This window comes from Sphaerochaeta sp. S2, assembly GCF_016406725.1.
GTDB lineage: Bacteria > Spirochaetota > Spirochaetia > Sphaerochaetales > Sphaerochaetaceae > Sphaerochaeta.
Genome location: NZ_JAEKNT010000304.1, coordinates 1 through 24,679, shown reverse-complemented (window position 1 = coordinate 24,679; position 24,679 = coordinate 1). Strand labels below are relative to the sequence as shown.

Annotated in this window: 22 protein-coding genes; 11 read left to right on the top strand and 11 right to left on the bottom strand. The window is 47.7% G+C overall.

The genetic code is table 11. The features are described from left to right. Window positions 1-2: 2 nt before the first annotated feature. Window positions 3-1,094 carry a LacI family DNA-binding transcriptional regulator gene (locus tag JF818_RS08950; protein WP_198891671.1) on the bottom strand — a complete coding sequence of 364 codons (1,092 nt, stop codon included), beginning with the start codon at window positions 1,092-1,094 and terminating at the stop codon, window positions 3-5. Between the two features lie 131 nt (window positions 1,095-1,225). Between JF818_RS08950 and JF818_RS08945 the strand changes: the two genes are divergently transcribed. Genes JF818_RS08945 through yicI form a run of 4 tightly spaced genes read left to right on the top strand, consistent with a single transcriptional unit; the run spans window position 1,226 to window position 6,611 of the window. Further along, window positions 1,226-2,482 carry an ABC transporter substrate-binding protein gene (locus JF818_RS08945; RefSeq protein WP_198891670.1) on the top strand — a complete coding sequence of 419 codons (1,257 nt, stop codon included), beginning with the start codon at window positions 1,226-1,228 and terminating at the stop codon, window positions 2,480-2,482. A 58-nt stretch (window positions 2,483-2,540) separates the two neighbouring features. Continuing rightward, window positions 2,541-3,431 carry a carbohydrate ABC transporter permease gene (locus JF818_RS08940; protein WP_198891669.1) on the top strand — a complete coding sequence of 297 codons (891 nt, stop codon included), beginning with the start codon at window positions 2,541-2,543 and terminating at the stop codon, window positions 3,429-3,431. After that, window positions 3,428-4,261, top strand: coding sequence for a carbohydrate ABC transporter permease (locus JF818_RS08935; protein WP_198891668.1), 834 nt, complete (start codon window positions 3,428-3,430; stop codon window positions 4,259-4,261). The genes JF818_RS08940 and JF818_RS08935 overlap by 4 nt, the downstream gene beginning before the upstream one ends. A 28-nt stretch (window positions 4,262-4,289) precedes the next feature. After that, the gene (gene yicI / locus JF818_RS08930) at window positions 4,290-6,611 is read left to right on the top strand and encodes an alpha-xylosidase (protein WP_198891667.1); all 2,322 of its coding nucleotides are present in this window, start codon (window positions 4,290-4,292) and stop codon (window positions 6,609-6,611) included. Window positions 6,612-6,659: 48 nt separating this feature from the next. Here yicI and JF818_RS08925 read toward each other — a convergent pair whose 3' ends face one another. Continuing rightward, the gene (locus JF818_RS08925; protein ID WP_198891666.1) at window positions 6,660-7,412 is read right to left on the bottom strand and encodes a fumarylacetoacetate hydrolase family protein; all 753 of its coding nucleotides are present in this window, start codon (window positions 7,410-7,412) and stop codon (window positions 6,660-6,662) included. A 71-nt stretch (window positions 7,413-7,483) separates the two neighbouring features. Between JF818_RS08925 and JF818_RS08920 the strand changes: the two genes are divergently transcribed. The 4 genes from JF818_RS08920 to JF818_RS08905 all read left to right on the top strand — a co-directional run bounded on the left by JF818_RS08920 (window position 7,484) and on the right by JF818_RS08905 (window position 12,333). Further along, the gene (locus JF818_RS08920; RefSeq protein ID WP_198891665.1) at window positions 7,484-9,076 is read left to right on the top strand and encodes a GNAT family N-acetyltransferase; all 1,593 of its coding nucleotides are present in this window, start codon (window positions 7,484-7,486) and stop codon (window positions 9,074-9,076) included. A gap of 2 nt (window positions 9,077-9,078) precedes the next feature. Further along, window positions 9,079-9,441 carry a DUF4180 domain-containing protein gene (locus tag JF818_RS08915; RefSeq protein ID WP_198891664.1) on the top strand — a complete coding sequence of 121 codons (363 nt, stop codon included), beginning with the start codon at window positions 9,079-9,081 and terminating at the stop codon, window positions 9,439-9,441. Between the two features lie 63 nt (window positions 9,442-9,504). Beyond that, on the top strand, window positions 9,505-11,022 hold the full coding sequence (locus JF818_RS08910; protein WP_198891663.1) for a diguanylate cyclase: 1,518 nt from the start codon (window positions 9,505-9,507) through the stop codon (window positions 11,020-11,022). 78 nt (window positions 11,023-11,100) lie between these two features. After that, the gene (locus JF818_RS08905) at window positions 11,101-12,333 is read left to right on the top strand and encodes an MFS transporter (RefSeq protein WP_198891662.1); all 1,233 of its coding nucleotides are present in this window, start codon (window positions 11,101-11,103) and stop codon (window positions 12,331-12,333) included. 23 nt (window positions 12,334-12,356) lie between these two features. On the opposite strand, the gene JF818_RS08900 is transcribed toward JF818_RS08905, so the two are convergent. Further along, on the bottom strand, window positions 12,357-15,221 hold the full coding sequence (locus JF818_RS08900; RefSeq protein ID WP_198891661.1) for a PAS domain S-box protein: 2,865 nt from the start codon (window positions 15,219-15,221) through the stop codon (window positions 12,357-12,359). Window positions 15,222-15,447: 226 nt separating this feature from the next. Between JF818_RS08900 and JF818_RS08895 the strand changes: the two genes are divergently transcribed. Next, window positions 15,448-16,125, top strand: a complete 678-nt coding sequence (locus JF818_RS08895; protein WP_198891660.1) for a peroxiredoxin — start codon at window positions 15,448-15,450, stop codon at window positions 16,123-16,125. A gap of 89 nt (window positions 16,126-16,214) precedes the next feature. Here the strand turns inward: JF818_RS08895 and JF818_RS08890 are convergent, their stop codons facing one another. Together JF818_RS08890 and JF818_RS08885 are read right to left on the bottom strand one after the other, a co-directional pair. Beyond that, complete coding sequence (locus tag JF818_RS08890) at window positions 16,215-16,826, bottom strand: 4Fe-4S binding protein (protein ID WP_198891659.1); 612 nt, start codon at window positions 16,824-16,826, stop codon at window positions 16,215-16,217. A gap of 3 nt (window positions 16,827-16,829) precedes the next feature. Next, window positions 16,830-17,153, bottom strand: a complete 324-nt coding sequence (locus JF818_RS08885; protein WP_198891658.1) for a cupin domain-containing protein — start codon at window positions 17,151-17,153, stop codon at window positions 16,830-16,832. Between the two features lie 88 nt (window positions 17,154-17,241). On the opposite strand from JF818_RS08885, the gene JF818_RS08880 reads away from it, so the two are divergent. Then, on the top strand, window positions 17,242-17,901 hold the full coding sequence (locus JF818_RS08880) for a Crp/Fnr family transcriptional regulator (RefSeq protein ID WP_198891657.1): 660 nt from the start codon (window positions 17,242-17,244) through the stop codon (window positions 17,899-17,901). Between the two features lie 102 nt (window positions 17,902-18,003). Beyond that, window positions 18,004-19,221 carry a hypothetical protein gene (locus JF818_RS08875; RefSeq protein WP_198891656.1) on the top strand — a complete coding sequence of 406 codons (1,218 nt, stop codon included), beginning with the start codon at window positions 18,004-18,006 and terminating at the stop codon, window positions 19,219-19,221. On the opposite strand, the gene JF818_RS08870 is transcribed toward JF818_RS08875, so the two are convergent. The 6 genes from JF818_RS08870 to JF818_RS08845 all read right to left on the bottom strand — a co-directional run. Further along, window positions 19,218-19,997 (bottom strand): GNAT family N-acetyltransferase, encoded by a 780-nt coding sequence (locus JF818_RS08870; protein ID WP_198891655.1) that lies wholly within the window; start codon window positions 19,995-19,997, stop codon window positions 19,218-19,220. The genes JF818_RS08875 and JF818_RS08870 overlap by 4 nt on opposite strands. Next, window positions 19,994-20,860 (bottom strand): DUF2156 domain-containing protein, encoded by an 867-nt coding sequence (locus JF818_RS08865; protein WP_198891654.1) that lies wholly within the window; start codon window positions 20,858-20,860, stop codon window positions 19,994-19,996. Before JF818_RS08865 ends, JF818_RS08870 begins: the two co-directional genes overlap by 4 nt. Before the next feature lie 280 nt (window positions 20,861-21,140). Next, a complete protein-coding gene (locus tag JF818_RS08860) occupies window positions 21,141-22,133 on the bottom strand; it encodes an IS1595 family transposase (protein ID WP_198891653.1) in 993 nt (330 codons plus the stop codon). A gap of 699 nt (window positions 22,134-22,832) precedes the next feature. Further along, complete coding sequence (locus JF818_RS08855; RefSeq protein ID WP_198891652.1) at window positions 22,833-23,948, bottom strand: IS110 family transposase; 1,116 nt, start codon at window positions 23,946-23,948, stop codon at window positions 22,833-22,835. 113 nt (window positions 23,949-24,061) lie between these two features. Then, the gene (locus JF818_RS16675; RefSeq protein ID WP_370570320.1) at window positions 24,062-24,292 is read right to left on the bottom strand and encodes a nucleotidyl transferase AbiEii/AbiGii toxin family protein; all 231 of its coding nucleotides are present in this window, start codon (window positions 24,290-24,292) and stop codon (window positions 24,062-24,064) included. Window positions 24,293-24,326: 34 nt separating this feature from the next. Next, the coding region (locus tag JF818_RS08845; protein ID WP_233066939.1) for a DUF6088 family protein at window positions 24,327-24,679 on the bottom strand (353 nt) is incomplete at its 5' end.

Sequence of the window (24,679 nt, the reverse complement as noted above, 5' to 3'; positions counted from 1 at the left end):
ATTTAGTGCATCAGTCGAGTTGCAAGGATTCCTTGGATTAGGTCCCTGTTTTCGGTAAGGACAAGGTTATGGTCGATCTCTACAGTAGGAAGTGGTTTTGCGACTTTCTGTTCAATGATCTGCTCCAATGTTTTTACTGTGTAATATCCTTGAAGGGTAGGGCTCTGGTGTATTACTGCTGAGAGTAGCCTTGTTTGCAGTTGGTGGATGGAGACAGTGTCCAGGTCATGCAGGACCGTGATCATTCCCTTTGTTTGGGTGGTTTCCAAGGCTCTGACAAAGTCTGTGTTGAAAGCAGGGATGAGGTACATCGCTTGTACCTTGTCTCTGTACTGTTGAACCAGATTCAGGATTTGGTTGTCCTTGTATCCCACCTGTAAACGGGTATCGAAATACTCTACATGTACCGTGATCTCAGGAAAGACCGATCGCATGAGGGAGAGAAACCCTTCAAGACGCATCTTGTTGATATCGGGCTCCTTATGAAGTGAGTACAGCTCCTCATTACATTGCAGAACAAGTACCTCTTTCTTGGGTGAAAGCTGAAGGGTTCTTGCAATGAAGTCAGCAGCAAGTCTGCCCCCTGCCTGGTAGTCTGAGCCGATGTAGCAGAGACGTTTGGTTTTAGGGGCATCGACATTGAAGGTGACATAGGGAATTCCAGCTTCCTCAATCCTGTGAAGAATGGTACCCATGCGGTACTTACGTTGATTGACCACTGCTATCCCATCGACACCCCGATTGATCTCTCTCTCCAACTCCCTAAGGTAGGCATCAGTGTCGAGCTCTGGGATCCTATGGTAGTGCACTTCATAGTTGAACGCTCTCAACTGTGCTGCAGCTGCTCGCACTCCCTTATCCACCTCTTCCCAAAAATACTCAGGAAGAGAGGAGGAAAAGAGTGCAATGGTTCTGGTTGTGTTTCTTACCAGTACCTGGCTTGCTCGATGGGGTTCATAGCCCATCTCATTTGCATAGGAGAGAATTTTCTCCCGCAGTTCTTTTGAGACATACCCATTGTTGTTCAATGCACGGTTTACCGTCATGTAGGAAATTCCCAGATTCCGTGCAATTTCTTTCTGTGTAAGGCCCATAGCTCCCCGGATTTGGAAAATGATTTCCTCATATTCGCACGAGAATGATTTTGTTGACAACCATATATTCGTGTGTTATACGTATAACATACCATAGTATTGGGACCTTGGAACCAAAAAAGGAGATTTTCATGAAAAAATTGTTGTTCACACTCTTGGTCCTGCTTCTTGCTTTCTCCCCGCTCACTGCAGCAGGACAGGAAGAAAAAGCCGGACCCCCGACTCTTAACGTTCTCTTCTACAGCCCAGAGCTGGCAGAGCAGTACAATGACATGGTAGCTGCGTATAAGGCAGAAACCGGTGTTACCCTGGATATCACTGTCCTTCAGACCGATTATCGTTCAGTGTTGACCAGTCGACTGAATAGTGGGGATGTCCCTGATATCTTCATGAGTAGCGCCTATGCAGACAACTCAACGTATAAGGACTATGTCTATGACTTGACCGATGAAGCGTTCATCCAGGAGTTGGAACCTTCTGCTCTGCAGGGTGTCACGGTTGATGGCAGGGTGCTTGGCTATCCATTCCTTGTGCAATCCCACTCCTTCATCTATAACAAACAGGTATTTGAGGAGAACGGAATTACCACACTCCCAAGGACGTTGGATGAGTTCGAGGCCGTAGCAAAGAAATTGCAGGCAAATGGCGTACAGCCCTTTGCAACCGGCTTCAAGGAGTTCTGGGTTCTTCCCCAGACTGCATGGCAGGCCATTGCAAACGTTCCTGTTGAGAACTATGGCGGATATGAGAACTTTGTAAGCATGCTGAATACCGGCAAGCTCAAGTTCAAGGATATCCCCGAGATGAGTCAAGTTTTTGACCTTCTTGACCTTATTGGTGAGTATGGTGGTCCCAAGCCTAATGAATCAGACTTCAATGACCAGACCTCTGCCCTTGCAACCGGCAAGGTAGCAATGATTCACCAAGGTAACTGGGCTGAGGACTCAATTAGAAAGACCAATCCTGAAGTGGAACTTGGTTTCTTGGTTGGGCCTACCGGAAACAATGCAGAGACTGCTGGTCTTATGTTTGATTCCAACCAGACAATCCGTATTGCCAAGGATGGGGAGAATCTTGAGGAATCCCTTGCTTGGCTAGAGTGGCTTACCACGAGTGAGTATGGAAGAAACTGGATCCCTGGTCAGGTCAAGCAATTGTCCCCGATCAAGGGTGCAGCAGCTCCTGACTCCCAGATTGCTGAGTCCACAACCGCGATGCTGGGTGAAGGAGTTCCAGGATACCCCTGGTTCTACCAGATGTTCCCAACCGGAACCGAGCAACAGCTTGGTGCCATTTTCCAGGGATATTGTGCAGGCCTGACTGACCGTGCAGAGACCTTGGATGCACTTGATGCTGCCTATACCAAGATTGCCAAGGCAGCTTTCTAGAGAAGCTTATCATCGACACTGGCCGGAGGGTTCTCCTTCCGGCCACTAGGTATACAACATGACACCATTGAAGCGAAAACAACTCTCCAGGGCTATGGTTTTTACCGGATTTACCCTGCCAGCCCTGGTTGCGATACTCATTTCTGTTGAGATTCCTTTTCTTATGAGTGTGTTCTCTTCCTTCACCAAATGGAATGGGCTGGATCGAGCCCAGACCTTCATCGGATTGGAGAACTACAAGGAATTGATACTTGATGACCTGGATATGTGGAAGGCCTTTGGGTTTACCCTTCGCCTGACACTGGGGTCGGTGATTGTAACGAATATCACTGCACTCTTGCTTGCAGTCCTTCTGGATAGTGACCTGAAGGGAAAGAATACCTTGCGGGCAGCATACTACGTGCCGAATATCATAAGCCTGATCATCATCGGATATATCTGGCGATTTATCTTCTCTGCCGGATTTGAGTCTTTCTACCAGATTACTGGTTTGGAATTTTTCATGTTCAGTTGGCTTGGGGATGTGAAGTTGGTCTACTTCAGCGTCCTGATGGTCTCTGTGTGGCACTCCCTGGGCTTCTATCTGGTGGTATATATTGCTGGATTACAGACGGTTCCCCGCGATCTTATCGAGGCTGCCATGATTGATGGTGCTTCAGCGGTAGGCCGGTTCTTCAGGGTTACGTTGCCACTTATCATGCCCTCTATCACGGTGAGTGTTTTCCACTCACTCTCAAATGGCTTGAAAGCCTTCGATGTTATATTCAGCCTAACCAACGGTGGGCCAGGGAATTCCACGACCACCATTGCCTTGGATATCTATCGTACAGCGTTCGTGATCAATCGCTTTGGGTATGGTACTGCCAAATCGGTCATTCTCTTCCTGATCATTCTTATCCTTTCACTCTTCCAGGTCAGGATGTTCAAGCAAAGGGAGGTTGAAGTATGAAAAAGCGCAGGTCTCTTGCATCCTCTCTTACCACCGTGGTGCTCAGTATCATCGCATTGGGATATCTGTATCCCTTGTTCTTGGTTTTGATCAACTCGTTCAAGACCTTTAGTGAAATCACCAGTAATGTACTGGCTCTTCCCACCCGACTTGTATTTGAAAACTTCACCAATGCTTTTCGTATCATGAACTACCCTCAGTACTTCCTTAATACGCTGATTGCTACGGTTGTTGGGGTGTGTGGAGTGGTATTGGTGAGCTCTCTTGCAGGGTATCGTCTCAGCAGGACGAAAACACGCTACAGTTTTGTCATTTTCATGGTGCTTATTGCCCCCATGATGATACCATTTCACTCATTCATGATCTCCTTGGTTAAAGTCGCCAAGGAACTGCATCTCATAGGATCTCCCCTTGGTCTGGGTGTCTTGTATTGGGGTCTTGGTGCTTCTCTTGCTCTGTTTATGTATCATGGAGCGGTTAAATCGGTGCCCCAGGAACTGGATGACTGTGCCATGATCGATGGGGCTTCCCCACTTAGGGCATTCTTTCAGATAATTTTCCCGCTGTTACAGCCGGTTACGGTCTCGGTTGTTGTCATCAACACCATGTGGATGTGGAATGACTTCTTGCTTCCCTTGCTCGTGCTCAGTGGCTCGAAGAAATCACTGACACTGCAATTGGCTGCATATAACTTCTTTGGCCTCTATAAAGTCGATTGGAACTATGCGATGGCAGGGGTTCTCCTGACCATTCTTCCAGCCATTATTTTCTATCTGAGCTTGCAACGGTACATCATCAAGGGAATGGTGGCAGGCGCGGTCAAGACCTGATTAAAACCGAGAAATAGGGAGATATATTATGAAATTCAGAGACGGGTACTGGAATATACAAAAACACATCCGGCATCTACCCAAACGGGAGATTGTTGATATCCAGAAGTTGGATGGGAAGATAGCAATCTATGCAGCTGTCAAGCCGATTGAGTTTCGGGGAGCAACACTGAACACCCCTGTGATCACGACTGAGCTCAGCAGTCCCATGGAAGGGGTTCTGCATATCCGCACCTACCATTACAAGGGGGCAAGAAACGATGGTCCCTTCTTTGAGCTATTGGAGGACGATCCTGCAGCACTTACCTATGAAGAGGAGCAGGATGGGCAGCTTTCGGTGAACGCTGGTTCTTTACAGGCAACCATTCCCCTCTCCGGCCCTTGTGATCTGACCTACCAGGATGATGGCCGGTATCTGACCTCTTCTCCTGGAAAACTCAGTGGACATTTTCAGTCTGATGACGGAAAAACTTACCAGAGTGACTATCTCAATCTCTCGGTCGGTGAGGCAATCTATGGGCTGGGGGAGCGTTTTACTCCATTTGTCAAGAATGGACAGGTGGTTGATATCTGGAACGAGGATGGGGGAACAAGCAGCGAACAAGCCTATAAGAATATTCCTTTTTATCTCTCTTCAAATGGATATGGAGTACTGGTAGCCAATCCTGGTAAGGTATCCTTCGAGGTAGGGAGTGAGGTTGTTACTTCTGTGCAGTTCTCAGTACCCGGTGAGTGCCTGGATTACTACCTGATCGCTGGCAATACTGGCAAGGAAGTCCTCAGGCGGTATACCCAGTTGAGCGGAAGACCTGCACTTGTACCCCCTTGGTCTTTTGGCCTATGGCTGAGTACTTCATTTGTCACTGATTACGATGAGAAGACCGTGCACCATTTCATTGATGGCATGGCTGAGAGGAAGATTCCTCTCCAGGTTTTCCATTTTGATTGTTTTTGGATGCGTGAGTTCCAGTGGGTGGACTTTACCTGGGATGACAGGCAGTTCCCCGATCCTGAGAAGATGCTGAAAGGCCTGCATGAGAGAGGGTTGAAGGTCTGTGTATGGATCAATCCCTATGTAGCCCAGAAATCGGTGATGTTCAGCGAAGGGATGGAACATGGTTATCTGGTAAAGAAGAGAGATGGCGGTATCTGGCAGTGGGACCGCTGGCAGGCAGGAATGGGTTTGGTGGATTTCACCAATCCAGAGGCTTCCACCTGGTACCGCAGTAAGTTGGAGAGTTTGTTGGATATGGGCGTCGATACATTCAAGACTGACTTTGGCGAACGTATTCCAACCGAGGTTGTGTATTACGACGGAAGTGGCCCTGAGAAGATGCACAACTACTACACCTATCTCTATAACGAGGCAGTTTTTTCGTTGTTGGAAGAGAAACGTGGGAAAGGAGAAGCATTGGTCTTTGCCCGCTCTGCAACGGTCGGTGGTCAGAAGTTCCCCGTGCATTGGGGAGGTGATTGCTCAGCTACCTATGAATCAATGGCAGAGAGCCTGAGAGGAGGCTTGTCGCTGTCACTGTCAGGTTTCGGATACTGGAGTCATGATATTGGAGGGTTTGAGCAGACTGCCACACCTGATCTTTTCAAGCGTTGGGTGGCCTTTGGGCTGCTCTCATCTCATAGCCGATTGCATGGCAATGAGTCCTATCGTGTCCCTTGGGATTTTGGAGAGGAAGCTTGTGAGGTGCTGCGGCATTTTGTAGAACTGAAATGCACGCTGATGCCATACCTCTATGCAATGGCAAACAAGACGCATCAGGAGGGTATACCCATGATGCGCTCCATGATGCTTGAATTCCCGGATGACCCGGCATGCATCTATCTTGATCGACAGTATTTGTTAGGCGACAGTCTATTGGTTGCTCCCATTTTCAATGAACTCAGCACAGCTTCCTACTATCTGCCAGAGGGCAGGTGGACCCATCTTCTGAGTGGGAAAGAGGTAAGAGGAGGGAGGTATCTCAAGGAGACATATGACTACTTCAGTTTACCGCTCTTTGCACGTCCTAACTCACTCATTCCCGTTGGAAAGGAAACGCAGTCATGCGATTATGATTTCGCTCGCGATGTTACCTTTCACCTCTTTGCACTGGATGAAGGCAGGAGTGCTGAATCTCAGATATATAACGCGAAGGGGGAAGTCGTTGCAACGTGTACGATTGTTCATGAAGATGGAGTGTTCGGTGTGAAAGCAAAAGGGAACTTGGGCCCTTGGGCTGTGTTCCTGCACAACGAACAGAGTGTTGAAAAAATCTCAATGGGATCGTTGGAAAAAACAGAGAAGGGGACTCTTGTCTCCTTCTCCGGTGGTGAGTTGGAAGCAACTATACAATAGGGATAGGTATAAACAGAAATGAGCTGAGGTTTTTCCCCAGCTCTTTCTTCATGCTATGGTGTTGCGAAGCACTCCCAGTCCTTCGATCAGTATCTCCACCGTATCTCCCTTGTGCATGCCGCTGATTCCTCCCGGTGTACCGGTAAGAATGATGTCTCCAGGGAGCAAGGTCATGATTCTAGATAGGTAGCTCACCAGGAAGGGGACGGAGAAGATCAAGTTGCTGGTATTGGACTTCTGCATGGTCCTCCCATTGACCCTGCTCTCAATAACAAGGTTTGCTGGATCGACCTCATCGCTGATAAACGGTCCAAAGGGGCAGAAGGTGTCAAAACTCTTTGCCACGGTCCATTGTCCCTGCTTTGGTTGCAGGTCCCGGGCAGTAATATCGTTGGCACACGTGTAGCCAAGTATGTAAGATGATGCATCTGCTTCTGATACATAACGAGCTTTCTTCCCTATTACCACGGCAAGCTCTGCTTCATAGTCAAGGCGGTTGCTCATTTCTGGGTAGATGATCTCCTTGTTTGGAGCAAGCGCGGCTGTGGAGGGCTTCATGAACACAACCGGTTCGGTTGGAATGGGAAGTTGGAACTCCTTGGCATGGTCACTATAGTTCAAGCCAATGCAGATGGCTTTGGAATAGTCACAGGGAGTAAGCAATTCTACCTCCTCCAAGGAGAGCTTCTCACTGGTTTCTCTGTAGCTCGTAAAGGGTGAACCCTCGAGCACCTTGATGGTGGTATCGCTAAGGAGGCCATAGGAGACCTCTTCTTGGTGTTTGAATCGTACGTATTTCATAGATTAAGCATACCAAAGAGAGTGGACAAACACAATTGACAAACATCGTTTTTACCCGCACCGTAGGGAGTATGGAAACCTATGCCAAATGTCCCGCGCTTCGTGTCTGCGGTCACTGTCCACTCATGGAACACCCGTATCATAAGCAGCTGGAATTGCAGAGTGCATACTTGCGTACCCAGTTTGCAGAGCTTGCCTCGTGTGTGGAGCCTGTAATTGGGATGCAGCAGATGGAAGGGTTCCTCCACTATGTGGAGGTCCACTTCGGACTGGACTGGCGTGGGAAATTTGCATCCGGGTTAATCAGTACGAGACAGAATCAATTCATTGCCTTGAGGGCATGTATGCTGAGGCATCCCTTGGCTGAGCGGATACTGAGGAGTATCAATCGTCTTGCCTCTACCCATGGTATTGATACCTCTTTCCCTGCAACTAAGCTGACACTGCGTATCAGGAGCAATCAGGAGCAGGTGTTGCTGTGCTTTACGCTTCCTGAGCGAATAGAGTCCACTTTTTCCTCTTTCCTCTATGCATTGAGACGGGAACATACTGAGATCGTTGGAATAGTTCTGAGTGACGGGGAGTGTAAACCCAGTACATTCTGGGGACGTTCAGCGATCGAGGATTCCCTTTGCTCTCTGAAATTTTCGCTTCCCCCCTCATCTGATTTTCCCTCCTGCCCATCCCAGGCAGAGGTGCTCTATATGAAGGTGATGGAGCTTGCCCAGGTGCAGGATGGGGATATTGTGATCGACTGCTGTACTACCCATGGCATACTTACCCTGCTCTCTATGAGAGAAGGAGCAAGTCAGAGTTATCTACTCCAGGAGTTTACTCCTTATTGTGATGAGGCTGCTCTCAATGGCATTGAGCATGTAGAGCGTTTTGTGGGGAACAACGAGAAACATCTTCGTCAACTTGCAAAACGGGGGCAGCGCTGTAATACACTCTTCCTCTCTCCATCTGAAGAGGGGTGTGAACGCTCTCTTCTGGACTCTGTTCTTACTATCAATCCAGGGCGTATTATCTATCTCAGCAGGCAGGAGCGTACCTTAAAAAGGGACCTACAGTACTTGGTTCAAAACGGATTCTACCAGGTAGAGGTCATTCAAGGTGTTGATATGCATCCCCATAGTGCAAACTTACAGGTAATAGCTTCGCTGAAGCATGTGCTTTCAATCCGCCCACTTTGGAGGAGAGAGTACCCGTTGCTTGGGCATTTCTTGTATGAAGCCATCTATATAGCCGAAGGTGAGGCCCCTCCACCACTATCGGTTCTGGAAGATCCATCACTAAGCCACTATATCCAGGATTTCGGCAGGGATGGAGATTACGCATTGGTAGCAGAAGTCCAGGATAAGGTGGTTGGTGCTGTTTGGGTACGGTTGTTTGATTCCCAGGACCCTGGATATGGGTACTTTACCAGTGAGACTCCTGAGCTGTGTATTGCAATAGAGGAGCCTTTCCGTAACAGGGGCCTCGGGAGACAGCTTATTGAGGAGATGTGTCAGGTTCTGTTGCATGCAGGATACGGGAAGGTATCACTTTCTGTGCAGAAAGAGAGTAGGGCTTACAGGCTTTACCAAAGTCTGGACTTCCTTGTCGCTGAAGAGAGAGGGGATGCCTATGTCATGGTAAGATTCCTGCAAGGAGAACGTAGGTAGCTATGCAGATTGAATATGTAAAAAGGAATGGAATCGAGGTCGCCAAGGTTTCCAGTGAAGAGATGCTCTTCTCAGATGTTGATTCAGCCTTGGATTTGATGGCAAACGTTCGTTATGGGACTGGATGCAGTAGGATGGTTGTAGGCAAGAAGGATATACACCCTGAGTTCTTCGATTTGAGCACGAAGATTGCCGGTGATGTGCTCCAGAAATTTGTGACCTACCAGATGCGGCTTGCCATTGTTGGGGACTTCTCTTCAGGATGTAGCTCAAGCTTGCGATCGTTTATCCTGGAAAGTAATAAGGGGAAGGAAATCTATTTCACGGATGAGGAAGAAAAGGCAATGAATTGGCTTATTAGCTAGGTTCTTTCTGCTGATTTCTCCAATATTCTCTGGTACAATGCAGAGAATCGCAAGGAGTTGTGCATGCTTAGCTTTCCTGTCCTATTCTTCAATCTGCTTTCCATTGGCATGCTTCTAGGAGTGCTTATTGCAGTTTGGAGGGTGCGAAGTAAGCGAGCAGCAAGCGAGTTGCTCATTGCCGTTCTCTTTATGCTTATCTGGTCGCTGACCTCGTTCGCCGAGATGGTCAGCTATACCTTTTTCTTCAAAGTACTATGGCGTAATATTTGCCAAATTGGCGTATTCTATACTCCTGTTGCCACCTTGTTGTTCTCTTTGGCATATACAGGATATTGGAGAGAGAAACAAAAACAGATCGGGAGGATACTCTATATCTACCAAGGAGTCGGCATCATCTTGGTAGGGACAGATTTCCTGCACCACTGGATTCGTCACTCGGTCTCCTTGGTCACCTCTTCCCAGTTTTCAACGCTGGTGGTTGAGACCACGGTGCTTGCAAAATTTCTGATTTCAGGCAACTTCTTTCTCATGGTTTTTTCTCTTGTTTTGGTGATTGTTTTTGTTGTTACCACCAGCACCTCCATGAGAAAACAAGCATACATATTGTTGCTGGGTATGGTGATTCCCTTCTTGTATGCCATGGCAAAGGTAGTGAGCAATGAGCAGTTCCTCCAGATATTACCCATCAGTGGCGTCTTTGCCCTCTCTGGGCTTCTCCTGCTTCTTGGAATCTATCGTTTTGATCTGCTCAAGCTGGCCCCCTTGGCAAGGGAACAGGCGTTTCGGTTTCTTGGGGAGGGCATTGTCATCTGTGATGGGGAAGGGCATGTCGTGGATATGAACCCAGCAGCAAAAGAGCTTCTAGGAACAGATATGGATTTGATTGAGGAGCAACTATATCTCGAGATTCCTCGATGGGGTAACGCTGTGCGACAAAGCGAAAGAACCTCCTTTGACTTTTCATTAGATGGCAGAGCGCTTCTTGCTGAACTCTATCCGATTACCTCCAAAGCAACAGAGACAATCGGGACCATTACCCTGATCCAGGATATTACCCTGCTGAAACAACGTGCCGAAGAGCTGCAACACCGGGCAGAGATTGACGGGCTTACAGGGCTCTATAACAGGCAGACATTTATCGAGAAGGTGGAGAGGCAGCTTTCTCTAGCCACAGGGGAATCCCATCTTATCTATTTCGATCTTGACCACTTCAAGCAGATAAACGACCAGTGGGGACATCGCTCGGGCGATGCTGTGCTACATTCCATTGGTTCCATCCTTAAGGAGGAAGTTGACGAATCTTGCATTGTCTGTAGGTTTGGAGGTGAGGAGTTTGCCATTTTCAGTTCCCATAAGAGTAGGGATGAGATGATCTCTTGTGCCGAACATCTCAGGAAGTATGTTGAGCTGCAAATATTCACCCATGAACAACACTCCATTCGTCTGACTGTTTCATTGGGAGTCTCGTCTGCAATCACCTCAAGTTTTGATGAGCTATACCGGGAGGCTGATGCCTGCCTCTATGAGGCAAAAAAAGCTGGACGGAATTGTGTCCGCATAAGAAGTACACCACTGGACTAAGTTTACATGGCTCGTTACAGTGCTAGAGCCGGTAGGGAGTTTCTATTCCCTGTTCTTATATATATCTGTGGTACTACAATGAAACAAAAAAGCAACAACGCTTTATTTACTCCATCCGTTGTCCTCTTCCTGATCAGCCAAAATCTTTCATTGTTTGGCTCTTCAGTTGTTGGATATGCCATTATCTGGTACATCACCCTTGAGACCTCATCAGGAGTGTTCCTGATGTATGCCACCCTTGCCCAGATGGTTCCCCATCTCCTAATCAGTCTTTCCAGCGGGGTGTGGGCAGACCGTTACAACCGTAAGCACCTGATCATGCTCTCTGACAGTTTCATTGCCATTGCTACGCTGGGTCTAGCCCTTTTCTATGCCACTGGGGCAAAGTCGATCACAGCCCTGCTCGCTGTTTCGGTCGTGCGGTCACTCGGCAGCGGGGTACAGACACCTGCGGTGAATGCCATCATCCCCCAATTGGTCAGTGAAGAACATCTTGTTCGAATCCAAGGGGTTAACCAGAGCATCAATTCAGTGCTGTTGCTCCTCTCTCCTGCCGTTGGTGGCATGATGCTTGGATTGTTTGACCTTACCTGGACACTCTTACTCGATGTTGTCACTGCTGTCTTTGCAGTGGTGACTTTCTCCTTCATCAAGGTGGGGGCAAGGAAGCGGTCGGAGGAAGGAACCAGTATGATCCAGGATATCAAGAAGGGGCTTTCCTACACATTCAACAATGTTCTCTTGCGTAATCTCCTGATCTGTTATGGTTTCTCCTTCTTCCTTATCACCCCTGCAGCAATACTGACTCCCTTGTTGGTGGAACGAAGCTTTGGTAGTGAGGTATGGTTCCTTACCGCAAATGAGATGGTGTGGACTGCGGGTACCTTGTTGGGTGGCCTGATCATCTCCCTGAAGGGGTCCTTTTCCAATAAGGTTCGTGCCATCGCACTCTCCTTGGTTGCCTTCGGGGTAAGTTTTGCCCTTCTGGGAGTTGCTCCCACATTCCTTCTCTACCTCATAATCCTTGGACTTGGCGGTATCTTTGTTCCCGTCTTGAATTCTGCTGAGATTGTCATGATCCAGGAGATAACCGATGAAGACAAGATGGGAAGGGTGTTCTCCATTGTACAGCTGCTCAGTGGCAGTGCAATACCGCTGGGAATCTTGCTCTTCGGCCCCCTGGCTGACAGGGTACCTGTGGAGTGGCTGTTGATCATTTCGGGAATTCTGCTTGTTGTGGTTGGTCTGATCTATGGTTCAACACAGAAAACATATCAAACGGGTAGTGTAACCAAGGAGAGCCAATCATAAAAGTGCTCACTTTTCCGTCAGGATCAAGCCTTTACTACCTTGGTTATGAATGTTTCAAGCAGCACTGGGCTGAAATAGGTATTTGCCCGTTCTTGCATGAATGCAATGGTCTTTTTCAAACCCAATGAGGGAAGATTGTCTGCATAGGTGTTTGCAATGGCAAGGATTTGGGCACTCTCTGGAATCTCTTCCTGTTTCAGGCTCTGTGGATATCCACTACCATCCCACTTTTCGTGATGATGCAATACTGCTTCTGCAAAGGGGGCATACTCCCCAACAGAGCGAAGGATATTGTATCCAATCTCAGCATGTCTTTGCAATTCCATAACCTGGGTCCGGCTGAGCTCATTTCTCGGTTTGGAGAGAATGGAGGGAGTAATGGCAATCTTGCCTAGGTCATGGTACAGCCCTGCAAGTCTGAGATTCTTGACCTCTTCCTCACGATATCCAAGCACCTCAGCAAACGCACTCGTCAAGGAAGCAACCAGATTGCTATGTTCTTCTGCTCCTTCCTCCTGCTCAAACAGTCTGGAGAGCAGGGTCTCTATCACCTGTTTCTTGAAGGTCATGCTCTCCTTGAGCTTGTTGCGGTACATTGAGTCCTCTGCAACCTTGAAAGCGTCCTCGTAGCTCTCCTTGTTCTTTTCCTTTACCGCATAGCCAAAGGAGACAGAGAGCTGGATTCCCCTGATTTTCTCTTTCTCCAAAGCGTTGTTGATACGTTTTACGATGGCCTGTGCATGAAGAGCATCTGTTTGTGGAAGCAGAAGTACGAACTCATCACCACCAATCCTGCTGACAATATCATCATCCCTGCAGGTCTTGCGCATGATTTCAGAGACCTTGCGTAGCAGCTCATCACCAGCCTCATGCCCAAAAGCATCATTGGTAAGCTTGAGCCCGTTTACATCGGCAAGTACCAAGGTAAGCGGGTAGTAGGGCTCTTCATCCAACTCCTCTTTTGCTTGCTCATAGTAGCGCCGGTTGGGGAGCGTGGTCAGGGGATCGGTCACACTCAGCGTCCGGATCTCATCCTGCTTGATCCGTTGGGTGGTACTGTCCCTGAAGACAAGGACAACACCGGTAACGTTCTGGGAGGCGCTGAGAATGGGGGCTGCGCTGTCGTTGATGAAACGCTCGTCCCCATCGCGTGCGATGAGGATGGTATCCTCGTCCAGTTCAACCTGTCTCTTGGTCTCCAGTACCTGTTTCACTGGATTCTGACAAGGGTGGCGGTCACTGCCGCAGAGAATCTTGAATACCTCTTCAAATGGCCGGCCTTTTGCTTCATCTGCCTGCCAGCCAGTGAGCTTTTCAGCTACCTTGTTCATGAATTGAACTTTCCCCTCTGCATCGGTGGAAATAACACCATCACCAACCGAGAGTAGTGTGGTTTCGAACAGGGTTTTCTCAAAGTATAATTGTTTTTCCATCTGCTTTTGGGCAGTGATGTCATCGATGATCATAGCGAAGTAGCCATATGAAGGGCTGAATGAAGAGATCCTGAAGAGTCGGTTCAAGTCACTGTTGAAGGCCTCAAATGTTTGTGGCTTCCCCGTAAGCGCCACCTCCCCATTGTGAGTGAACCAGTAAGGCTCTACATGCGGTAAGAGCTCTGTGATTCTCTTCCCAACCGAAAGCTCAGGGATGAGGCCGGTCTGTGTCTCAAAGTTCTTGTTTACCCTGAGGATACGGTAGTCATTGGGGGTTTCTTTCTCATCAAGGAGAATCTGGCAGTATGCGAAGCCTTGGTTCATTGCCTCAAAGAGTCTTCTGCTCTCTTCTTCGCTTTGCTCCAATGCTTCTGCCTGGAGGACACGCTCAGTAATGTCTGCGTGGGTTCCGCTCATGAGCAGGGCCTTCCCATTCTCATCGCGGCTTATCACTTGTCCACGATCGAAGACCCATATCCAATGGCCATCCTTGTGTTGCATTCTAAGATCGCAACTATAGAATTCACTCTTGCCGAGTCGGTGTTCAGCAAGCAGCTTCATGGCCCTTTCAAGGTCCTCAGGGTGAACAAAGCGGGAAAAGGTATCAATGGTGGTGGGCTCAAGCTCTGCTCTTGTGTAGCCGAGCATCTCTGCCCACATGTCATTGATCTTAATGGTGTCATCGCTGAGGTTCCATTCCCACGATCCTAGATTGGAACCCTTGATGATACTGGCAAATCGGTCGCGTGCCTCTCTCAGCTCCCTCTGGTCTCTCTCTTGTTGCCTCTGGTAGGCATCCAGCCTGTTGATCGCCCCAATCCCGGAAAGGAAGGCAATGATAATGACCAGTACCGGTCCAAGGAAGGTGACCTTCTGGTCAATGTCAGACCAACGTTCGACGTCTCTCTGACGCATTTCCAGCAGTGCATACTCTTCACTTTCTATGTCATTGAGAATTTGCTCCAATGTCTTGGAGATGGTTTCGCTATGTTCAAAGAGTTCCAAGATTTCTTCCTGCTCGGTTAAGAATGTTGAATCTTCAAGAATGGGTTGGCGATACTGCAAGAGAGGTTGGACACTTTCATTGATCAACGTGTCAAAGGTAATTTTCAGGAGGTCAAGGCGTCTCTTCTGCTCAGCATTTTCCTTCAGAAGAATCCTTAGTTTCATGAGGCGTTGGTCGAAGGAGTAGGTGCTGACCCCGATGCTTTCCATGTAGGAGCGGTCTCCAGTAAGCAGGTACCCACGTTCATTGATGCGGATGTTTTGGAATGTACGTTTCAGCGCATTGGTTTCTGTGATGACTTTATAGGTATGGGTAACCAAGCGATTGGTTTCAACCGCTTGGGATGTCAGTCTGTTCTTTAGGTACCCAATGAAGATCAGGGTTACACAGATAAGAAGCAGGCCAACGATGAAACTGCCTCGAATACTTACTCGTTTGCTCTTGCGCATATAGGTACTGCAATTCTACTAATGAGTTAGCTAAAATGACAAGGAATTAATGACGAATAAAGAGCAGATTGGAAAGAATTATCATGAATGTATTGTTTCCAAGGGAAATAAAGATACAGTTTGTTATTAATAAAAATAAGTATCAATAAGTACTTGATATTATTAATGAGAATGATTACTATTATTGCATACAACAAACCTATCACGTACCAAGGAGATTTCAGAAATGGACGAAGTACAGAATAATGCAACACTTCCTTTGATTGGAGACAAGGCCCCCGCTTTTCACGCAGTGACCACCCAGGGTGATATCAATTTTCCCGAGGATTATAAGGGGAAATGGGTAATCCTTTTCAGCCATCCCGCTGATTTTACCCCTGTCTGTACCACTGAGTTCATGACCTTTGCCTCCATGGCAGATGAGTTCAAGGCGATGAATACTGAGCTTATCGGTCTCTCCATCGACTCCCTTTATGCGCATATTGCTTGGTTGAGAAAGATTCAGGAGCTGGAATGGAATGGGATGAAGAACATTGAGGTCAAGTTCCCTGTAATCGAGGATATCAAGATGGACGTTGCCAAGAAGTATGGCATGGTCCAGTCACAATCCTCCACCCAGGCAGTTCGTGCTGTATTCATCATCGATGGTGAAGGTGTGGTGAGAACCATTATGTACTATCCTGCCTCCACTGGCCGTAACTTTGATGAGATCAAGCGTGTTGTGATGGCTTTGCAGAAGGCTGACAAGGAGCATATCGCTACTCCGGCAAACTGGAGACCAGGGCAGGATGTCATCATCCCCACCCCAGGTTCATGCGGTACCGCCAAGGAGCGGATGGAAAGCAAGGATGAGAATCAATACTGCCTTGACTGGTTCCTCTGCTTCCGTAAAGAGAAGCATTAACATTCCACACTACTAAGAAGGCTGTACAACAACAGGGAGAGCATTTGCTCTCCCTGTTGATCTATTCACACCTAGACTATGGTTATGATTTATTTGTAACTGATAGCTCCCTTTGTGCATACCCGCTCACACTCATGGCAGACCAGGCACTCGTTCTTGATGATGCGATGTTTCTCTTCCTTTACGATTGCCCCCGAGGGACAGACCCGCTTGCACCTGCCACAGTTGGTGCAAAGATCAGGATCGATCACCATCCGCTTCTTAGCTGCCCTGCTGGGGAGAGAAAGGATGGTTCCGTAGGGACAAAGCCAATGATGCCAGAGTTCTTCTTCAAAGAAGAGCGAGAGGAAGACTCCAATGGCCACTAGTGCTGGGAGCACAGGCAGTTGTTTGCCTGAGCGTAAGGTGAAAACCATGAGTGCCAGGAAGGCAACCAACAGCAGGATCCTCAGCACACCATTCTTGAGGAAGGCAGGTGTCTTTATACTGCCCACACGAAACTTCTTTTTCAGGAAGGTGATCGGCTTGAGGAGGGTGTTTATGGGACAGATCCATCCACAGTAGAACCGGGAGAAGAAGAGGGAGAGAACAAGCGAAAGAAGGAAGATTCCCATCCACACCTGTACCTTGCCCCTGATGAGCAGAAAGAGGAAGAGTCCGAGAAAAAGAACCTGTACTGTCCGCTGGATGGTTTTCTTCATGGCTTATTGTTCCTTGTATACCCTTGGGTGGGGTGCTTTTACAATGAAGAACTCAACCGGTTCATCGTTGGTGTTTGCAATGTTCATCTTGGTGTTTGCCGGAACGTTCACGATTGCACCCTGGTAGTAGTGTGCTTCTTGGTCGTTGAAGGTGGTTGAGAGTGTTCCTCGTGCTATGGTGAGATAGACATTGGAATCACTGTAGTGCTCAGGAAGTGCTTCCCCATTGTTCAGAACCACATGGTTGATCATGACCTGATCATCGCCAACCAGTTTTTCAATGATTTTCTCGTCGGTTTTGGTGTAGGTGTATACTGTTTCAATCATTATTGACTCCTTTTCAAGTTTGGTATTCCTAGCATACCGGAATATTCTCGATTATACTGTTACGTATGTTACACTTTTGGAGGTTTTCATGGATTTCTTTCCTTCGCTTGAAAATCTTTCTCTGTTTGATGGGTTCGATGCGGAAGTACTCTCCTCCCTTTTCAGGGAAGGCAGGGCAAAGCTCAGTTCCTACTCCAAGGGTCAGATGCTCTATCTGCATGGACAGGTGTGTACCACGCTCGATGTGGTGGTAGCGGGGAAGATCTCTATCCAGAGTGTTGATGAGGAGGGGAAGGTTTTCAAGGTCAGGGTACTGGAACCAGGGGATGTATGGGGCGCAACCCTGCTTTTCAGCCGGTACAACCACTACCCGATGACAGTTGTCAGTGATGATGATTCGGCAGTGCTGCATCTTCCCAAGGCACTGGTGATTGACCTCTGTGAGGCAAGGGTGGAGTTCCTCTCCTCCTTGCTTGAACTGGTGAGCGACCGTGCCCATGAGTTAAGCATGACGGTCACCAAGCTCTCGGCACAAAGCCTGCGTGAGAGTCTGCTTGCCTATCTGCAGAACCTGTCGGTAATCCAAGGAAGCAATACTGTCCTGCTTCCAACTTCAAAGAAAGAACTTGCAGAGCGTTTGGGATTTGCTCGTACCTCGCTTAGCAGGGAGTTTGCATCCCTGGTGGAGGACGGCCTGCTTAGTTATTCAGGGCGAAGGGTGGTACTTCACATTTCTTCACAGAATTAAAGAGTGTATGAAGATTTCATCTCCCTGGTTGCCATCCCCCTCTGGTGTTGTTATTACAATAGGTAGAAACAACAGATTATGCAGATGGGAGGAGGAAATCCTATGAAGCGAATACGTGTAGTTGTATTGATGACCATTATGCTTACCGTTGGGATGATTGCTGTAGCTGCGACCCCGACAGCAGAGGAGCAGTATGCAACTATCCAGAGCAAGGACCTAAGCAGCCAGAGTCTTGAGGAGATCAGCAAGTCGTATGATAAACTCAATGAGGCAATTGCCAATGAGGCAGAGCAGGCTCGTAAGCGCTTGTATGAGGCTCGGTCAAAAGGGGACAAGGAAGCATACTATGAAGCTCGTGAGCATCTGAGCCTGCTGTCCACCTATCGTATGGACCAGAGAACCAGTGATTATCTCCTTGAGCAGGTTCTGGGACTTGATGAGCCAAAGAAAAGTGAATATGCGGCATGGTTGTATGAGCATAGTCCGTACTATCGTCCAACCCTTACCTTGGACTTCTCCTCTGAGGGAGAGAACTATCGCTACAGCTATCGGCAGCAGATTCGCAAGATCCCTGGCAGTGAGGTTGTCTTGCCATCCAGCGGACAGATGAGGATGAATTCAGCTCGCCTTGGTGTGTTGGCCGGTTGGGGAGTGACTCCTGATGAGGTCACCTACCAAGCGGGAGAGACGATCAAGATGAGCAATACCAACCAGACCCTCTATGCCATCTATCAGGAAGGGGTTCGCTTTGTTGATCCACTCAGTGGGACCGATGTATTCATTGAAAGTGAGGATGTTGAGGTTCCCACCCCGGTAGCCGATGATGTATCAGCCATATTTGCAGGTTGGTATGACAAGAGCACCGGCACCTTGATCACTGACCCATCCTCCTATGAGAAGGTAGGAAAGGGTGGTTACTTCGAGGCGCTTTGGAAGCAGCTTGCCATTGAGGATATCACCGTTCTCTATTATGACAAGGATGCCCTTCCCACCAATACCCAGATGAGCATGGGCTTCTCCTATGCCAATACCGGGACAGTCGACCTTGCAGGGCTTCGTGCAACACTGAGCAGTGAGAGCGAGTACGTACGTATTCTCTCTGATGAAATCTATCTTGGTTCATTGGATGCCGGGTTGATGAGTACCAACAACAGCCGTTGGGCAACCAGCGATAAGCAACAGGTACGTGGGGAGAACAACACCTTCCGTTTCGTCATCGCCTCTGATGCTCCCTCAGGGACCGTTATCCCCTTTACCTTACAGGTGAAAAATGACAAGGGAGATACCTGGACACAACATTTCGAGAGCGTTGTCCGTTAATACTGCTCGGCTATATACACACCTTGTAGTTCTTTTGAGGTGCTCATCCCCATCGGGATGGGCACTCCTTTTTCTCTCCCAATTAAGTTGGCAAGTGGGGAAGAGGCGAGTGTGTGTACCTCAGTGATTCCTCTTTCCTTAAGAAGGGAGAGCATGATGGAAGCAGCATCACTGCTCAGGACCATGGTCTCTACAGCCTTACCCTCGCTGATAAAGGCGTAGCCGCCCTCCACAGAGAGTACTTCATAGCCGTCGGTGAGGAAGGACCATGCCTCTTCATCACGTAGGAGGGCACCCTCTTCACTGGTAGCTTCTCGGTAGATTGCATCCAGATTCTGGTAGGTATGCTGGACGGCAAGATTCTCTCTCTCCCTGATTTCTGCTTCGAGGGAGAAGGAGAGCACACTGGAGGTGGTGAAATAGCCATTTGCCTCATAGAAAGGCCTGACAGCAGGGAAGAGTGTGATGGGGTGGTCATAGGCTTCCCTGGTTGCTTCCAGGAGCTTTCCCATGATTCCCCGCCTTCGGTATTCCTTGTAGGTCGCAGCTCCAACGATGTAGCTTGTTGGATGTTCCTCCCCCTGTTTGTGATAATACAGGGGGAGTGCATGCAGTGCACTGACCAGCTTGTCGTCCTTTCGAACGACAAAGATGTCCTGATAGGAGATTCGCGTTGCAAAGAAGTGCTCCAGGAAGGTTGGCTCTTCGTCGAATACGATGAGCCAGAGTTTCTTGAGTTCCTGGTAGTCACTGGGTTTTGCACGTTCTATGATCATGGCTTTTTTGTCACCCGGTACTTTTCGACCATAAGGTCGGGTTTGTAGGAGAGTTTTGCCTTCCTGAGTCCAGCAATACCGGCATCCTCTTGCCTGTTCACATAATGAACATCCGAGAGATATTCACTGACGAAGAGCTGGTTGATGACTGAGTAAATTCCCTTGTAGGAAGTATCGGCCTTCTCAAAGTGTACGATGGCCATTTCCTCATCAATGATCTCCCCGATGGTAAATGCGGTGAGGTTGTGGTCTACACAGACAAGTATCCCTTTGAAATTGAGTTCATCCCAACCATCGAGAGCTCGTTTGAGTGCTCCCAGTTCATCCCTGATCTCCTTGGTTGTGCAATCCTTGCCGTCAAGCCAGGTGGTGGAAGCCATCTTGTAACACTCATCACGCAGTTCCTTGGTGTTCAAGGGACGTACTGAATAGGTGTAATGCTTCTCGAATTGGTTGATATGATTGCGCTTGCTCTGCAACTTCTTGCCGGAGAGCTTGATGAGCTTCTCACTCTCGTAAAGATAGTCATCGAGGTTCCTGACATGCTCAGTCTGGTAACCCATCGCTTTCAGCTGTTCAGCTTCTTCGTTGGGTACACATTCCAGGAGAAAGCGCTGTCCGGTTTCCCTGCAGTGCTCTTCAAGTTCCTGCATTGCAGAAGGAAGGTCGTCGGTGATAGGAAGCAGGAAACAATCGTCCTCTTCAAGATGCATATACAAGGCAGTATCTGTCTTGCAGATGGTGATGCCAATTGCATCTGCCCAGAGTGCAACATACGAGTAGTAATATTCATAGGCAAGGTGCTTGCTGTGATCAGGAAACAGGTGTTTGTCCGCGAGGGACGGCGTATAGAATTCTAACATAATACCTCTAATGTATTCGCATATATTCATACGTCCTTTTCTGAGGATAGTCAAGGTTATGCAGATGAGTAGTTGATGATAGTGCAGAAATGAAGAATATAATTAGGGCGATTAATTACTTATAATAAAAACAAATAAAAGATAGATTGAAGAATAAAGGTTCCTCGTATTCTTTGTCTTACTCTTTTTCCGCATAAGTTGAAAGAAAGAAGTAAAAATAATAAAACGTTACTTGCACAGTGTTGATAGGAATCCGCAATATACTGCATGAATTGAGGTTTTACCCCCTGTATCTATGCAAAACACGGCAGTCCACTGCCATGCCCATGAACTTTTCGACCTTCTCGTGTTTGTCCTTGGGGTGGTTCATGACAAAGCAGAATAAGTTCAGATAGTCCTGTAGGTCATACCTGATGAATCCTGAGTGGGAGGCAAGAAAGAGTTTCAGCATCCTGCAGTATTGGTTGATCCTGTTCAGCGGATTCTCGGAATCAGGCAACTGCTTGATCTGTCTCGAATCATACACGATGCTCCTGAGCCTAAGAGCTTCTACCAAAGGCCCGTGTGCTTGTTCCATGTCATGCCTCATGGTAGATTCCGGCTTGATGTGAGATGCAAATGTGTCCAGTGTTCCCTGCTTGGTTGGTTTTCCCTCTCCTTCCACAAAGCAGATGTCGCTGCTTTGGTCGCAGGCAATGCCGATACAGATCTGGTTGCGGGACAAACCCCGGTACTCTTTGCCATCGTCCCTTCTCTTTATGTCGGAATTCCGAACCTTGTAGAAGGTCTCATCAAGCTCAACCTCACCTGACAGTACCAGGGTACCTTGGTATTCCCTCAATACCAGGAAGACCTTTTCCATCCAGTATCTTGTAGTTGTATAGGCATTTCGGTTGCTCTTTGATGTCAGGCTGAAGCTACCGTACCCAAATATGGAGAGCAAGAAGTCAAGCCATTCAGTAAGCGGTAGCTTATGGGAATCGAAGATTGTGTTGGCCAAGGCATTGAAAGTCCGCACGCAATCCTTGCACCTGAACCTGCGAACCCCGTTGGGGGTAAAGCCAAATCTCTGGATGGCGGGGCTTCTGCAGTGCCTGCATTCCTGTACCTCCAGCGAGTTAAGTAGCCCAACCTCGCCGGTATCAGAGATGACGGGATGCTTCCTGTGATAATTGTCCTGATTGCTCTCATCGATAAATGCTTGAAGTGCTGTGGCTTCAGGCATGTCGGACCAGGGGGTCTTCCTCCTGGATTTCGATCTGATTTTCTTCATGTGGTAGTCCTTTGTGAGAAGACAGAGGCCAGATAGGGACTACCACATCGCAACTATCCAGCCAACTGTCTTCACAAATTACAGCCACAGTATATGTCTTTGCTTTCCTCTGTTTCAATGGGGATTTATCAACACTGTGCAAATACGGATTTATTTTTTAATCTCCTGTCCAAAACTCGGTCTTAGTATAGTGTTCCCTGCTTTTTTCATAGCTTTTATTGTAGCTATGTTTTGAGCAAAAGTCAATGTCTTGGAATGATATATCTTCTAATACGCCAAAGAATTATTGGTATTATAGTTATAATTTAGCGGGAATTTGGGTTATATCTATGATTGATGCTTTTATCACGTACTTTCTGCCATTATCTGCAACTATTTAAAAGAATTATTCAAATCCTGATATGATGTGACCTTTGTCAAGCAATATTTCGCAATACTTTCTTCGTTTTCTAACTCCATCATCGAAGAGAGAAGGGATTGATAGACAGGATATCAGTGTTCGGCATCTGACCATTCTGATATACGTGGATTGGCTACCACAGGCCAATGGTCCGCCTACAGCTCTTTCTGTCTAGTAACGTGAATCACCACCTAAGGGGTGTCAACATAGGATTTTCGAAGATAGCAGGATCGTTGCCCGATGATCCTGTCTATCAATCCCTTTCATACGGTTATCCCAATTACTTGAACAGGTGTTTCTCAGTCCATTCTGTCATTCATCATACCCCACACGAAACAGGCCATCTCACGAGCTACAGCAACAGTGGCTTTGTTGTGGTGAACACCTCTTGCCGTCAGTCTGTCGTAGGACTTGTGTAATCTCCGGTTGGCACGGTCAGCATAGGCAATGACGTCAGGGGGATTTCCTTTATGTCGGGCAAGGAGCCGTTTTGACTTCTTGCCGTAGATATTACTCCGGAGTGTCGACTTTGCCCCTTCTATGAGTAGCAGTCGCAAGCGTGTATTCCCTGCTTTTGTGATTGCTCCACGCCGCTCTTTCTGCCCGCTGCTCTCCTCACTGGGAACAAGCCCGAGGAAGGCGGAGAACTGCCTTGCATTTAGGAAACGGGAAAAGTCCCCGATCTCTGAGATAAGAGAAAGGGCGGTGTGGGTCTCAATACCTCTGAAGCAGCACAGCTTCCTCACATTCTCGCGATAGCAATCCATGCTTGCGAGTTCTTCGATTCGCTGATCATACCGAGCTACTTTCTCCATCTGATCATGTACTTCCTGAAGATACTCGTTGAAGGTTTCCTGATCTACCCAGTTGTCGAATTTCTGCTGTTTGAGCCAGGTGAAGTGAATTTTGGTCCAGTGAGTCTTTCCTTCATTGAAGGATCTGTCGCAGCGGAGAAGGAATGACAGGAGATTCTGCTTTGCTTTCTTCAGAGCTGTCTTTCGGGTATTTCGTAGCCGAGTGAAATTCTTCACTGATTCATCCTGGGCAGTAGGGACATGCACCGAGCTGTAGGTTCCAAAGGCAAGATGTTTCGCTATGTCCTGTGCATCAAGACGATCATTTTTCACCTTGCTCCCAGATGCTTTAGGCATGGTGGTTGGTGCCATGATAGCACAGGGAATACCAGCTTTCTCCAGATCCCGGTACAAGCCGTACCCGGTGGGCCCCGCCTCATAACCGCAGACAACCTGAGCATCCTGATGTTCCTGTTTCATACGATTGACGTACTTGATAACCAGTGAACTCTTACTAGCAATTCGTGTCTGACCGAAGCACTGGCGATTGTTGAAAGTAAAAGCACTCAGCGAGTAGCTGTCCTTGTGGACATCGATACCAATGTTGATTACAGTATTCATAGTGACCTCCATTTGCATGCGGTAGCCGCATACGGTTTAAGTTGTTTTCTTATTCCCAGTATGCAAGGTGAATCCACGATTTGCAAACTGGGAGGTCACTTCATATTGTCTAGTTATAACTGAGACGGGAATTTGAGATTATAAAGGTTTCTATCTTGAATCGCCTTGTGAGCTATTGGGGTATCCATCATTTTTTCAAGGTCATATAAATGGCGACTCCTCCGATTTGTACGCATTTCACTAGTTGGCTTATGGAATTCTTCATGGAGAAGGAAGGCCTTTTCAAGAAAGGTTCGTTCGGCGGGAACAATCTTTACTGTGAAGGGTCTTGTGGAAAAAGGCATGTCTGGGAAAGTTTCGGAGATAAAAGATTGGATATCAATTCGTTCTTGTTTTGTTAGGTCTTTGAGATTCATGTATTGTATTCATTTCATGTAGAATTAGCTCTCTGACCCAATAAGGTGCAAGGATTAGATCTTGCTTCAATTCTTCTTCATGTAATGTTGAAAGGATACCTTGAATAATTTCTCTGTGTTCGGGAGTAATATTACCGTTACCAATTTCTTTTATACTTGCAACAAGCAATTGCAGTGTTGGATTATGAAAGGATAAATTTTTAGCAGTGGTGCGCTTGAATACAATAATTCTTCCATCTTCAAGATTAATCTTTCTAGGAGAGCCATCTGTAAGGAAAACAGCAGATGTAGGTACTTGCATGGTAAGTCCTAACT